The 13,848-nt window shown below is 44.1% G+C and carries 10 protein-coding genes and 1 pseudogene; 4 read left to right on the forward strand and 7 right to left on the reverse strand.

Features of this window, described 5'->3' with window-relative positions:
- Positions 1-401: 401 nt before the first annotated feature.
- Positions 402-1,376, reverse strand: coding sequence for a polyprenyl synthetase family protein (locus tag M2137_RS13975; RefSeq protein WP_280767065.1), 975 nt, complete (start codon positions 1,374-1,376; stop codon positions 402-404).
- 116 nt (positions 1,377-1,492) lie between these two features.
- On the opposite strand from M2137_RS13975, the gene polA reads away from it, so the two are divergent.
- Both polA and M2137_RS13985 read left to right on the forward strand, forming a co-directional pair.
- On the forward strand, positions 1,493-4,258 hold the full coding sequence (polA, locus tag M2137_RS13980; RefSeq protein WP_280767066.1) for a DNA polymerase I: 2,766 nt from the start codon (positions 1,493-1,495) through the stop codon (positions 4,256-4,258).
- 1 nt (position 4,259) lies between these two features.
- Entirely contained in the window at positions 4,260-5,264 is a 1,005-nt protein-coding gene (locus M2137_RS13985; RefSeq protein WP_280767067.1) for a BF3164 family lipoprotein, read from the forward strand.
- A gap of 21 nt (positions 5,265-5,285) precedes the next feature.
- Here the strand turns inward: M2137_RS13985 and M2137_RS13990 are convergent, their stop codons facing one another.
- From M2137_RS13990 to M2137_RS14010, 5 genes and pseudogenes are all read right to left on the reverse strand, one after another.
- A complete protein-coding gene (locus tag M2137_RS13990) occupies positions 5,286-6,266 on the reverse strand; it encodes a hypothetical protein (RefSeq protein WP_280767068.1) in 981 nt (326 codons plus the stop codon).
- Between the two features lie 83 nt (positions 6,267-6,349).
- Complete coding sequence (locus tag M2137_RS13995; protein WP_280767069.1) at positions 6,350-7,573, reverse strand: 6-bladed beta-propeller; 1,224 nt, start codon at positions 7,571-7,573, stop codon at positions 6,350-6,352.
- A gap of 273 nt (positions 7,574-7,846) precedes the next feature.
- Positions 7,847-8,047: pseudogene (locus M2137_RS14000) on the reverse strand (helix-turn-helix transcriptional regulator); the annotation flags it as partial.
- A 58-nt stretch (positions 8,048-8,105) separates the two neighbouring features.
- Entirely contained in the window at positions 8,106-10,157 is a 2,052-nt protein-coding gene (locus M2137_RS14005; protein WP_280767070.1) for a helix-hairpin-helix domain-containing protein, read from the reverse strand.
- Between the two features lie 22 nt (positions 10,158-10,179).
- Positions 10,180-10,986, reverse strand: a complete 807-nt coding sequence (locus M2137_RS14010; protein ID WP_280767071.1) for a hypothetical protein — start codon at positions 10,984-10,986, stop codon at positions 10,180-10,182.
- A gap of 149 nt (positions 10,987-11,135) precedes the next feature.
- Between M2137_RS14010 and M2137_RS14015 the strand changes: the two genes are divergently transcribed.
- Entirely contained in the window at positions 11,136-11,741 is a 606-nt protein-coding gene (locus M2137_RS14015) for a DUF4294 domain-containing protein (RefSeq protein ID WP_280767072.1), read from the forward strand.
- Here M2137_RS14015 and M2137_RS14020 read toward each other — a convergent pair.
- Positions 11,733-12,263 carry an RNA methyltransferase gene (locus tag M2137_RS14020; protein ID WP_280767073.1) on the reverse strand — a complete coding sequence of 177 codons (531 nt, stop codon included), beginning with the start codon at positions 12,261-12,263 and terminating at the stop codon, positions 11,733-11,735. The two genes, M2137_RS14015 and M2137_RS14020, sit on opposite strands and share 9 nt — an antisense overlap.
- A gap of 586 nt (positions 12,264-12,849) precedes the next feature.
- Here M2137_RS14020 and nadA point away from each other — a divergent pair.
- Complete coding sequence (gene nadA, locus M2137_RS14025; RefSeq protein ID WP_280767074.1) at positions 12,850-13,833, forward strand: quinolinate synthase NadA; 984 nt, start codon at positions 12,850-12,852, stop codon at positions 13,831-13,833.
- The last annotated feature ends 15 nt before the right edge of the window (positions 13,834-13,848 follow it).

Here is a 13,848-nt window from a genome sequence, read left to right on the forward strand (position 1 = left end):
CTATCACCCCCCAGTCGTTCGCTTCGCTCTCTTCACTGGGGGTTATTAGGAGTTGAAGCCCTTCCGGGCTTTCTGCAAACCTTCAATTTCTTTCCGATTTGAATATTTAAATCTGTGCCATCTGTGCCAAAAACACCTTCTCATTCCCCCCAATTTTTTGTCCATCTCCAAAATCTCGATTGTAAGCAAAAAGGGCTTTTTGCTTACAATCTCATACGTTAAAAAATGTTTCTCCCGGGAGTTTGTCAAAAAAGTCCTGCCTTTTTGCGCGCAAAGTCGGGCGAAAATTACAAATCGTAAGTTGGGGGTTTTTCAAAAAAGGGCAAAAAATGGGTCGTTTATAGGCAAAAAAGAGCTGCTTCCCGTGGCGGGGAAGAGGCAGAAAAAGATCGTTTGAATAGTTATTTTTTACGAGAAATAATGTAGTCGGCCAGCTGAAGCAGGGATTCGCGCCCGTCGTTATCGGGCAGTTGCAGGATCAGTTCGATCGCCTTCGCATGGTATTCCTGCATGCACTGCGTAGCATAATCAATACCCCCACTCTCTTTGGCCCAATCAAGCAGGAATTGAATGTTTTCCGGGCTGAAATCTTTTTGAGCAAGTATGTGCCGGGCTTTTTCAACCTCTTCTCTCCTACCCGTTTCCAAGGCATAAAGCAGTGGCAGCGTCACCTTTCCTTCGCGGATATCGTTACCGGTTGGTTTGCCTATGTTTTCCGCTACAAAATAGTCGAAAATGTCGTCTTTGATCTGGAAACAATAGCCCAGGATCTGTCCGGCTTCCCGTCCCAAGGCCACTAATTCATCGGATGCACCCGACGAAATAGCCCCAATCTCCATACATGCCGACAGTAATGAAGCCGTTTTCTTGCGGATAATCTCAATGTAGGCCTCTTTGTTGAGCACGATCTCATCCACAACCTTCAATTGTTTCAGTTCTCCCTCGGCCAGTTCCCTGCCTAAGGATGAAACAATATTCACAATGCGCAGGTCGCCCGTTAATAAAGAACGGCTCATAGCGGTTGCCAGGATATAATCACCCACCAGAACCGACACCCGATTATCGAAAATAGCATTCAAGGAAGGAGCGCCGCGGCGCAATTTTGTTTCATCGACCACATCGTCATGAATCAGTGTGGCCGTGTGTATTAATTCTAAGAAAACAGCTGAATTAATCACCATTTGGTTCATCTTTCCGCAGGCTTTTGCCGTGAGCAAAACAAGCAAAGGACGGAGTTGTTTCCCGTTTTTATCAAGAATAACATCGATAGCTCGTTGCAGGAAGGGCTCTGAACTTCTTAATGAAGATTCAAATTCAGTTTTAAATTGCAATAGCTCGTTTACAACCGGTTCTTTTATGTTTTTCAGATCGCTCATATAAAGGGAACAAATAATGCCCATTAAAAGATTCCGCAAAAGTAACAAAAACTATCGAGTGAGCCAGTTTTTTCGTACATTTACCCTGATTTCTATCACAAAAAACGTATTATACGATGAAACTATTCCTGATCGATGCTTATGCGCTCATCTACCGTTCCTACTATGCATTCATAAAGAATCCCCGTATCAACTCTAAAGGCATGAATACCTCCGCCATTTTCGGCTTTGTCAACAGCCTCGAAGATGTGTTGAAACGGGAGAATCCATCGCATATTGCCGTTGCTTTCGATCCTCCGGGACCGACCTTCCGCCACGAAGCCTACGAGGACTACAAGGCACAGCGCGAGGAGACGCCGGAAGATATACGCGCGTCGGTTCCGATCATCAAAGATATCATCAAAGCTTATAATATTCCGATCCTGGAAGTCCTTGGCTATGAGGCCGATGATGTGATCGGAACCATTTCCAAACAGGCGGCCGGCGAAGGTTTTGAGGTCTATATGATGACCCCGGATAAGGACTATGGGCAGCTGGTTGGCAAGGATATCTATATGTATCGCCCGAAATTCGGCGGCGATTACGAGGTGATGGGTGTCGATGAAGTATTAGCCAAATATGGCCTCACCTCCACCGAGCAGGTGATCGATCTCTTGGCGCTGATGGGCGACAGCTCCGATAATATTCCGGGATGCCCGGGTGTCGGCGAGAAAACGGCGCAAAAATTGTTGAGCGAATTCGGCACGATCGAAAATCTATTAGACAATACCGACAAACTAAAAGGGGCGCTTCAGAAAAAAGTACAAGAGAACGTCGAGCAAATTCGTTTCTCGAAATTTTTAGCCACCATCAAAACGGATGTCCCGATTCGGTTCGATGGCAACCAATGCAAGCGCGAAAATCCCGATAAAGATAAATTGACAACAATTTACACTGATTTAGAATTTAGAGCATTTATTAACAAATTGACCGAAGAGGCGCCAAAACCGAAAAAAGAGGGCCCGATTCAGGGCGATTTGTTTGGCTTATTTGCGGCCGAAGGGACGGAAGCGCCAAAAAATGAAAACCTCGTGGGCTCAAAATCGATACCGCACAACTACTATATTGCTGATAGTGAAGCGGAAATTGGCAAATTAATCGCTCTTTTGGAGAGTCAGGAAAAATTTGCTTTTGACACGGAAACAGACGGAATCGATCCGCTTAGGGCCGAATTGGTCGGTCTGTCGTTTGCTGTCAAAGAAAAAGAGGCTTGGTATGTTCCTGTTCCCAAAAATCGGGAAGAGGCGACCCAAATCGTAAAGCGCTTCTCCCCTGCCCTCGAAAATGTTAAAATTGGGAAGATCGGACAAAATATAAAATTCGATATGTTGGTACTCCGGAAATACGACGTGAAAGTTTCCGGCCCATTATTCGATACCATGATCGCCCATTATCTGCTCAACCCGGAATTGCGTCATAATATGGATTACCTGGCCGAGACTTATCTCGGATATAAAACCATACCCATCGAGGAACTCATCGGCCCGAAAGGGAAAAATCAAAAAAGTATGCGCGACGTGCCGACGGAGCAAATCGCGGAGTATGCCGCCGAAGATGCTGATATCACTCTGCAACTGAAGAATTATTTCGAACCGCTGTTGAAAAAAGAGGGACTCGAAGCGCTTTTCTACGAGATGGAGATGCCGCTCGTCGCAGTATTGGCCGATATGGAGGCTACCGGCGTGACCTTAGACACGAACGCATTGCGCCAATCGTCGATCGAACTGACCGCTTCGTTAGAAAAATTAGAGCAGGAGATCCACGAAATGGCAGATATGTCCTTCAATATAAACTCGACGAAACAGGTGGGTGAAGTCTTGTTCGAGAGACTGAAAATCGACGAGAAAGCCAAGAAAACCAAGACGGGAAACTACAGCACCAGCGAAGATGTGTTGGAGAAACTGCGCAACAAACATCCGATCATCGGCAAACTATTGGAATACCGCGGATTGAAAAAGCTCCTGAGCACCTATATCGATGCTCTACCGGAGCTGATTCATCCGGTGACAGGTAAGATACATACCTCATATAATCAAGCTGTTACGGCTACGGGACGTCTGAGTTCGACCAATCCAAATTTGCAGAATATTCCTGTTCGGGAAGCATTAGGACGGGAGATTCGACGCGCTTTCACCGCCGACAATGCCGATTCCCTCTTCTTTTCGGCCGACTATTCGCAGATCGAACTACGCATCATGGCGCATCTGAGCGAGGATGTTAATATGATTGACGCTTTCCGGTCGGGTGAAGATATTCATGCGGCTACGGCAGCCAAGATCTACAATGTGCCGGCCAATGAAGTAACCAGCGATATGCGTCGCAAGGCAAAAACGGCCAATTTCGGCATCATCTACGGCATTTCGGTGTTCGGCCTGGCCGATCGCCTCAATATTCCCCGCAGCGAAGCCAAAGAGCTGATTGAAGGCTATTTCCGTACTTATCCAAGGGTACAGGCCTATATGGACGAAAGCATCCAGGTGGCCAAAGAAAAGGGCTATGTGGAGACCCTGTTCAAACGTAAACGTTTCCTGCCGGATATCAACTCGGGCAACGCCATTGTGCGCGGGTATGCCGAACGAAATGCCATCAACGCCCCTATCCAGGGCAGCGCCGCCGACATTATCAAGGTAGCTATGATCCGGATTTTCAAGCGTTTCGAAGAGGAAAAACTACAGAGTAAGATGATCCTGCAGGTACATGACGAACTCAACTTCAACGTCGTCAAAGAAGAGTTCGACAGGGTCAAAAAGATTGTGCTCGAAGAAATGGAAAACGCTATCAGTCTGCGTGTTCCGTTGATTGCCGATTGCGGTGTTGGTAATAACTGGTTGGAGGCTCATTGATATGCGAAATCGACATACAATTATCCCGTTCGTATGCCTGTTTCTCCTCCTGATCGGATGCAAACCCAAAGAGCCGGAGCGCATCTCGCTGGAGGCTATTCCCTTGCAGGCATTGACCATGGAGCGACTGGTGCGCGTGCCCGGGCAATTTCCTCCCCGCCCCTCTATGTTGACCGACGATATCATCCTCCTCACCCACCTTGAAAGTTCCTCTTTTATGGGTGTTTATCAACTGGGAGACTCGGCAATGAGCCGATATAAACTAAAGAAAAAAGGCGATCAGATTCCGGTTCCCAACAGCCAAATCGACACGACTTTCCAATTGTTTAACCAACGGGTGCTGGCAACCTACCAGGTGCAAAACGGAACACTTACCTTAACCGATTTTGTTCGTTTCACCTTTGCCCGAGATAAGTCACCCGAACAGATAGTGACGCTCAACGACGACCTCTACGCCTGCCTTGGAAGCTATCCGGAGGGGCTGTTTGGCCTCTGCAAACGCAAAGAGAAAGAGATGAGATATACCGGTGAATTTCCCACACAAGACAAGGAATTGCGCCGCCTGCTTCATAGTAACTCTTCCGGACGCATGGATAAACAAGGGGATCAAATCGTTTATGCCAACCGTTCAGTAGGTTATATAGCCGCCTTTAACTACTCTTTTGGGCGGCTCAGGAAGCAATGGGATAAGCAACTGACCGACTATGTATATCAAACAAATGAGGGAGGTATCGACTTCGATCGCGACGAGCATCGTTCCGGATTCAGTGATATCTATATGACCGACCGGCACATCTACACCCTCTACTGGGGGCAAACCCGATCGATGGGGCTGGAAGTGCCCAATTCTATTGTTGTGTTCGACCGCAACGGAGAGCCTGTCAGCCGTTTCAGTCTGCCCGATCAGATGACATTCATCGCCGTCGACAGCCAGGAAGAGTATATCTATGCCACCTATTCCCCGCTAATGAACGAGTGTTATCTGGTGCGCTTCAAATTGCCCTGAACCAGCTCCTCTCCTATTCTATCAAGGCAAAGCCGGCAAGCGGAACCTGACCATATAGACCTCCTGTAGCTCTGCCGTATAGGTAGCGTAGGCATTGGCTCCTTTACTGTCGAACTTCATGTAGCTAATCGCCACCGGAAGGATGTAGCGAGCAATCGGTTCGCCTTTGTCACGACTGAAAACAATAATGGAATTAGTTGACTTTTCGTCCGAAAAATCATCGTATCCATTGTATAAAGTATAGACATAGTTGCCGGCAAAATAGACTTCAATAAACCCGGTTTTATGATGGGAATCGAACACAAGTTCCCCATTTTTCTCCTTATATAGAAAGTCGCTCACCTGCGTTTCCCACAATTTGGTGAGTTTTTTGTTGACATACCGGTAGGAAGAGATATACCCAAACTGATAGGATGCATACGCTATCTGATTGCCCGAAATATCGATTCGCCCATTGTAGTAAGGTAAAAAATACAAAGATGTATACTCTTGTGCCACAGGATAATTGCCTGAAAACTTCAATATGCGGGTCGGTTCATGCCATAATCCCCACAGCCCGTTCTGAAAGTAGCCGATAAAGGCGAAATTTTCATCGTCAAGCCGCACCGCTCCCTTGGGTGAATTCTCTCCCATACGCATACGCACATAGTTCGGCAGACGCAGATTTCCCTCTTTCACCTCATATTCGTAAAAGATATTGGTGACAGGATGCAGAAAAGAAAAGGAGGTATCCAGGAAAGAATAACCCGGAATACTGTATGTATCAGTCTTTTTGCGGATATCTGTCCGGGTAACCGGTTCGCCCGAAAGCGAATAGAAACGCAACAGAGAGGCGTTCTGGCTGTAGAGAAGAGCGATAAGCGTATCACCTACCAGTTGGAAATCCGGAGCTGTATACTCATATTCTTCCCCTTGGAACCGGGTGATTGTATCCATAGAAAGTGAAACCGTCGGCACCTCTTCCAACGAAATAAGCTTTCTTTTTGTAGGTTTCCAACTCACATCACAGGCGGTTTGCAACAAAAAGAAAGCTATAAATAGAATATGTAGGCAATATCTTTTCATCATATGCGGTCTAAGAATCTCTATTTCTTTATCTTAGCATAGAGGATATAGTTATTGTCTTCCGGGTCGATTGTTTCTTGGATCTGCGTAAGCCGCGCGCGCATTTTCTCGGAGAGTTTGTCGCCTTTCAACAGGGTTTCGATCCATTCTTCCAGATTACCCGGATCCATATTGAGGGCATAATAGCCTTTGTTGAACACGCCCAAAGGCCAGTCGATCGCCTCGCCACCTAAGATATCATTCTCTATACGGAAATAGGAGCCGCGCAGGGTCTCTTTATCCACAATATAGTAGGCCGGCGTTTTCCCTTCCGTCTTGTGACCATCAGGCCCTGTGACATGTACGATCGTACTGGTGTTGCCCACAAAATGCTTCGCCCATTCCCCATAAGAATGCGGTTCCAATTTGTCTTTTTCAAAGGTGCATGTAAAGCGCGGAATCAATTTACCTCTCTCTGCATCAATATGATATAAACTATCCTGCCGACTCGGCCAGAACCAGAAACTCAGGTCCATAGCAGTTGTGTTTTGTGACGATTCTATCTCATTGCTGAAGTCAAAAGCCATTTCCAAATGGCCACGGGGGATTTCATGTAATACTTCGCCTTGCAGATTCTGCACCCAGGCTACCAACGGAACAGCAGGGAACGGCAACACAGCCACTGTCACCCGATTGCCCTCTACCTTAAACACCCCTTTATTCGAGCGGTAAGGCAATGGAATTGGATCTAATACATTCCCTTGTAAATCATATACTAAGATGGAATTTGTCTGCCACGGCATCAAATAAACACGCTGGTTCTTCTCGTCTAATTGCATAGCGTAAATCATCTGATATTCGCCTGCCCCCTGCCCGATCGCACCTATATCGGAAATAAAATTCCCCTTTTTGTCAAACAATTTACAGGGAATCCGTACCCGGGCATTGTAATCGCCCTGCTGGCTCATCCCACTTTTCACCAGGATATAATTGTCGGATATCTCCACCGGAGAGGGATATATCAACGCCTCATCTTTACTATCCAATTTCAGGATCTCGATATCTTCCATAAAATAGCTGATAGGGAAAATCACCGTATCCTTCAATAAGGCAGGGTTCAATACAATAACTTCCTCCCCTCCTACCAGTACTTTCTCGGCTACCACAGGTGATTCATTCAGGTAAATACCCCGCTTAGCCTGATTACAGGAAGAAAAAACTCCCAGCATGATTGCAAAACATAAAAAGATCTTCTTTGCATCCATCGTATTCGTTATTTAGTGTATATTCATATCAGTAAAAGTATTGCAATATACAAATATTTAATAGAATACGATTGTTGCGTAGGGAATATTCAAAAATCAGTGAAATTAAGGTCACCGATTTGACATTTTGTCAAAATCGCAGGAGTATTTTTCCGAAATGGCAGGAGTATTTTCACAAACTCCCGGGAGAAACATTTTTTAACGTATCATTTTGTAAAGCAAAATGGCTGTTTTGCTATCAAAATGATAATTTAAGAAAAGGATTATTTCATGTCAAACAAGCACTAATTCCATGCCTAATGCTCGGGCAATACGGACAAAACTGGATATTTGTAAATCGGTTTCGCCTTTTTCTATCTTGGCTATATAACTGCGCTTCAAACCTACTTTTTCGGCTAAAGACTGTTGTGTTATTTTCAATTCTTTTCGTTTATCCCGGAGGATGACCCCATAATAATAGGCAACTGCTTCTTTTTCAAATTGTTCACGTGAAGAGGTTACTTTTATCAAAGGATTAATACTCTTTTTAACGCTAAAACTTCCACCTCACCTGTACATTTAGATCCGTTTTATTAGCTCCATCTATCTCTTCCAGGCCGGTTCCTATGAGGTTCCGGTCGTTATAATGGGTATGACCGATTTTGGCGGAGAGGGAAAGAGGCTCGAGAATATCCCAGCGAAAGGTAACGGCCAGGCGCAGACCGCGTCCGTAGAAGGTAGGCATATAGAAGGCATACAACAGGTTACGTTCGTACGAACTGATGCGGGTATTATAATCATCCGTATGAAACCAGGCCAGGTATATATCCCCTTGCAGCGGAAACTCCAAAGGCTTATAGGCTATACTCTGGGCTATCATAAAACCTTTATTGCCCGCATTTTCTTCATACCAGACACCATCCAGCGAACTCTTTCCACGGAAAAGCGCTCCGATAGGGTAGGTGCATTGCATGCGCAGGCGTTGTTGATTGTAGGGAATAATAACCGTATGGTTTTCATCACCTGAATGGTTCTTCTCTTTTTGTTTATATTTATAGCGGATATAGAGGTCAACGCCCTTCGGTGAGGTATAGGTTAGTTGCAACATATATTCTTTTCCGGTGGAAGGTGCATCGATCCCGTATTTCAACCAGGGGAAACGAAAGAAGTCGGTGTATGCAGCCAGTTTCCAAAAGGGTAGGGGAGTCACTTCGATTCCCATATAGATACCCTGTTCGTTCTGCACCGTTCCCGACTGAGCAAACGCGTTGCCAAACAAGGCTTGGTAACGTCGGTCATAATAGCGGTACAACAATAGAAAGGATATATAGGAGGCAGGCTTAAGTTGTAAAGCATTTAGGGTAGCCAAAGCTTTGTTTTTCGAAATAGCCGTCTCGCCATAAAAAGCTAAAAAGCGGTTCTTCCACAAATAATCCACACTCAGGTTCCAATTCCTGTTTCCCCGAAAATAATAAAGATTGTAGGGTAGGGGATTGGGTTGTATTTCATAATGCCCGAAAGAGTAGGAGAGGGCGGTCAAACCGATGCAGAGATTGGGTGTTGCATAACGGATATTGCCACCGAATGTCTGCAGGAGAACGGTTCGTCGCTTCTCCCAATCGCCTACGGTGCGGTGCAGTCCGTCGGTTTTCAGGGTAGTGAAAGTCAATGAATCCACCCCCGCATCCATCTTACGATAGGAATAAAAGAGGCTTAGTTCCATGTCCTTATGTCGAAATGTAGTGCCTATTCCCCGAAAGAAATCCGTTTCATTGGTCGAATAATGCCGCCGAAAACCATAGGTACGCCTGGCTGCCTGGGAAACCATTGCACTCCTTCCGGGCATAAAATCGTTGCTGATCACCAATCCCTGCCCGAAAGAAACCTTATAATCACCTAAGGCAAGGGTTTTCAAGACACCTATATTCTTCTGCAAATAATGAAAAGAATAATAATCATATCCTTTATGATATCCGTTCCAAAATGCCTCGCCCGCATCCTTTTCAGCAACAAGACCCACCTGTATACGTCGGTCGAATGAGTAGTCATAACGGATCGAGTGATAGAAAGGTTCGCCCACATAACGCCGGTTCGGATATTGTTCCAAAACAGAGTCCGGCAGATCCCGATAGCCTCTCTTCTGTTGAAAACCTCTATCATACCTGATTTGCAATTCATTTCGTCCCCTTTTCAACAAGTTCTTAACCGTTATCGGCAGGTTTTCAACCGCCTGACCGGAGACATAGACAAAAGGCAATATCAATGAAATGGTATGGAAATCAAGAGCAGGTATATTCTTCAGTTCGTAAAGAGAGAGGAGAGGGCCATAGCGTTCCCTGTAAACAATAATGTTTTCTATTTGCTCATCTGAGAAAAAAGGGATCTTTCGCAGCTCTTCCACTCCTGCGCGGTTGATATCAAAAGGATTGTCTACCAAAATAGAAAGCTCGGAAAACAATGTTTCTACCTGCCGGGTATCTTCGGTATCTTCGCCCAATTGCTCAATATATTCCATCCATTTATCGGAACGGAAAAAGGATTCCTGCGCATAAACGGAGGAACAGACAAAAAGAAGGATCAGGAGAAGTGTATAGTTGGATTTCATAGTCGGTTGGTTTTCAAGGTGATCAGAAATAAAAAGAAAGCCCTATGCCGGTGCTTACTCCCAACACAGGATGGCTGACAGCCGCCAGATCCAACGAGAAAGAGGAGAAATCATAGCCAATACCAAAGGTGGGATAGAAAGGTTCGCCCGTTATTCCACAACGTAGATGGAAAGAATCGAACACTGTGTACTCCAACCCGGCATTCAACTCAAATGATGTTTCTTTCCGCATCCCGCCCGAAACCATTATCAACAGATGGTTAATTACTTTCCATTCCAGCCCAATTTGAATAAAATAATCTGTAAAAAACTTAGTATCAGTCGTTTTATCTTTTATATGCACAGTAGGCCAATTCATTATAAACAAACCTATCAACAAGTTATCAAACGGCTGATACAAGCAACCTATATCGGCAGAAAACATAATCGGTGTCTCTTCAAACAACTCGGTTTGTAACATCGTATATTGAAAGGCAATGCCCAAATGCCAACGTTCACTGAGTTGTCTGCCCGCGGAAAAGCGAAACAACGTCTGCCGATATGCCTCATATCCAAAAGAAGAAAAAGAGAAACCAACCGGCAAGACGGGATTAGGATATAGAAAATACCCTGTAATCGTACCTAATTCTTTCAATTGATAACGATTAAAATATTGAAAATGAATTGTTTTATTTGTTTGTAATGCCAATAAAGAGGGATTGAACAAAGAAGATTGTGTCGCCATATTCCCACCAATCGCCATGCTCCGCATATCCGGCATGCGCAAATAATCCGAAGCATACAGGCTAATACAACAGAGCATCAGGAAAAAGAGGAGGGACTTTTTCATAATCGCAGGTTTTCAGGTTGTAGACAAACATACTAAAAATAACATAATAAAACCAACATTTTATGGTATAAATTGTTTAATATCAGAGATTAATAAGCAAAATTGTGTAAATATTACCACATGAAACAGAAAATCATATAACTTTGTATATGATGAAGTCAGGAAGAGGATTATTACTTTTATTATTCGTAATCTGTTGTTTTTCAGGGAAAGCACAGAATGTGATTACGAATATTTTACCCGAAGGTTACCAACGCGCTACGCTCGAAGGTAATGATACCATAGCTGTTGTGTCTCTTCGGACAGTCGTTGTATATCCCGAAATCAAATTCAAAAACGAAAAAGAAAAGCAGGCTTATACCAAACTGGTAAGGGATGTAAAGAAGACATTGCCCTTTGCCAAACTGGTCTATGACATACTAATCGAAACATATGAATACATGGAAACCCTGCCGGACGAGAAATCCAAACAGGAACACCTCGAAAAGATGGAAAAAGAGCTTTTCAAACAATATAAACCGGAACTGAAAAAGATGACTCTTACGCAGGGAAAACTATTGATTCGTCTGATCGACAGGGAATGTAACCAGTCGAGCTACAATATGGTAAAAGCTTTCCTGGGTAGTTTCCGGGCAGGGTTTTGGAACTTCTTTGCCGGTATGTTCGGCGCCAGCCTAAAAACTGACTACGATCCGCAAGGGAAAGATGCTATGACCGAAAGGGTAGTGGTATTGGTTGAAAACGGATTAATCTGACAACTGTTTAAAGAAATCCCATATCACTATGCCTGCCGTAACCGACACATTGAGAGAATGTTTGGTTCCATACTGCGGTATTTCAATACATTGATCACAGTTATCAACCACCTCTTGTTGCACTCCTTTCACTTCATTGCCTAAGATAACCGCATACTTTTTGTCTTTATCCAATGTAAGCCTGTCTAACATCACGCTTCCTTCCGCCTGTTCAATAGAACAAACAATATATCCGGCTGTTTTCAACCTGTCAACAGCCTCCAACGTATCCTTAAAATAGATCCAATCAACCGTATCTTCGGCGCCCAAAGCTGTTTTATGTATCTCGGGGTGGGGGGGAGTAGCAGTTATTCCACACAGATAAATAGCCTCTACACGAAACGCATCCGACGTACGAAACACAGAACCCACATTATGAAGGCTTCTTACCTGATCTAAAACAACTATGAGAGGTATCTTACGACTCTCCTTAAACTCATTGGGAGTCAGTCTGTTCAGTTCCGTAATCTTTCGTTTGCGCATGATGAATCACTTTTAAACAAACAAAATTAAACAAATCCGGTGAATAGCCTGTTGATAATATATGGATAAGTAGTAGACAAAAAAGAAAAACTTTCTCTTGTATTACCCGATAATTTGGCTATACCTGTTGGTATTCTGCCCATGCAACTTATTAATACACTATTTTACGGCAGGCTTTAAACAGAGGTCATAAACATATTTTGGTCGAGCTGCGAAAAAAAAATATCTACACCTTCGTTTATCAACAGACTGTTGATAGAAACATGAATAGATAAGAAAATCAAGAAGATAGAAACATATAGCCTGTTTATAACCTATATAGTAGTTTTTATTCGCTACTTAATAAGTTATCCTGCAAGGAAAGGCTATAAAAAGTATAAACCATTTCAACAGGCTATCATTAAAACCATATTTTTTTGAATTTAAAAAAGAAATATAAATATGATAATACAAGGTGGATAAAAGTGTGGAAACCCTGTTCCTAATTTGTCTCGGCCGGATAGGGATAAATTGGCGAGTAGGGCTTATCTTTGCAAAGGTTTGCAAAGACAACAGATTGTGGAACCCGATTAAAAGAGAATAGTATATGAACAATCAGTCAATGGGTTATATAAATAGACCCGTACCGAAAGATATCAATTTAAGAGAAGCAATCGATCAGTTGCGGAAAGAAAAAAACGCCATCATCCTGGCTCATTACTACCAGACAGGAGATATTCAGGATATAGCGGATTATGTAGGCGACAGCCTGGCACTGGCACAGTGGGCATCGAAAACGGATGCGGATATCATTGTGTTATGTGGAGTTCATTTTATGGGCGAGACAGCCAAGATCCTGAGTCCTGATAAAAAGGTATTGGTGCCCGACCTGAATGCCGGCTGTTCGTTGGCCGACAGCTGTCCGGCGCCTAAATTTGCGGAGTTTGTTAAGAATCATCCGGGCTATACGGTGATCTCTTATGTGAATACGACAGCTGCCGTCAAGGCAGTAACCGATGTAGTGGTAACCTCTACCAATGCCAAACAGATTGTAGAGAGCTTTCCGAAAGAGACAAAGATCATATTTGGTCCCGACAGGAATTTAGGTAATTATATCAATAGCATCACTGGACGGGAGATGCTTCTTTGGGATGGTGCCTGCCATGTGCATGAGAAATTCTCCTTAGAAAAGATACTGGAACTGAAGAAACAATACCCCGACGCGGAAATTATTACCCATCCCGAGTGTAAACAACCGATAATTGAGGTCTCCGACTTCGTAGGATCGACGGCAGCCTTAATTAAGTACACGTCTCAGTCGGATAAGAAACAATTCATTGTAGCGACGGAAAGTGGCGTTATTCATGATATGCGGAAGAAGAACCCCGATAAGGAGTTTATTCCGGCGCCTCCTAATGACAGCACCTGTGCCTGCAACGAATGTGAGTTTATGCGCCTGAATACGATGGAAAAGCTATATAACTGTCTTAAATACGAGATTCCTGAGATCTATGTCGATCAGAAGGTACAGGAAAAAGCAATCAAGCCTATCCGTCGGATGTTAGAAATATCCGAGCAGTTAGGCTTGTAATTATCTAAGTGATAA

The sequence above is a fragment of the Parabacteroides sp. PFB2-10 genome, assembly GCF_029893085.1.
Classification (GTDB): domain Bacteria; phylum Bacteroidota; class Bacteroidia; order Bacteroidales; family Tannerellaceae; genus QVMG01.

What these genes read in the sequence shown, in the direction of transcription:
- M2137_RS13985 (WP_280767067.1), top strand. Translation starts at nt 4,260, where the DNA reads ATGCGAAATCGACATACAATTATCCCGTTCGTATGCCTGTTTCTCCTC.
- M2137_RS13975 (WP_280767065.1), bottom strand. Translation starts at nt 1,376, where the DNA reads ATGAGCGATCTGAAAAACATAAAAGAACCGGTTGTAAACGAGCTATTG.
- M2137_RS14010 (WP_280767071.1), bottom strand. Translation starts at nt 10,986, where the DNA reads ATGAAAAAGTCCCTCCTCTTTTTCCTGATGCTCTGTTGTATTAGCCTG.
- M2137_RS14005 (WP_280767070.1), bottom strand. Translation starts at nt 10,157, where the DNA reads ATGAAATCCAACTATACACTTCTCCTGATCCTTCTTTTTGTCTGTTCC.
- nadA (WP_280767074.1), top strand. Translation starts at nt 12,850, where the DNA reads ATGAACAATCAGTCAATGGGTTATATAAATAGACCCGTACCGAAAGAT.
- M2137_RS14020 (WP_280767073.1), bottom strand. Translation starts at nt 12,263, where the DNA reads ATGCGCAAACGAAAGATTACGGAACTGAACAGACTGACTCCCAATGAG.
- polA (WP_280767066.1), top strand. Translation starts at nt 1,493, where the DNA reads ATGAAACTATTCCTGATCGATGCTTATGCGCTCATCTACCGTTCCTAC.
- M2137_RS13995 (WP_280767069.1), bottom strand. Translation starts at nt 7,573, where the DNA reads ATGGATGCAAAGAAGATCTTTTTATGTTTTGCAATCATGCTGGGAGTT.
- M2137_RS14015 (WP_280767072.1), top strand. Translation starts at nt 11,136, where the DNA reads ATGATGAAGTCAGGAAGAGGATTATTACTTTTATTATTCGTAATCTGT.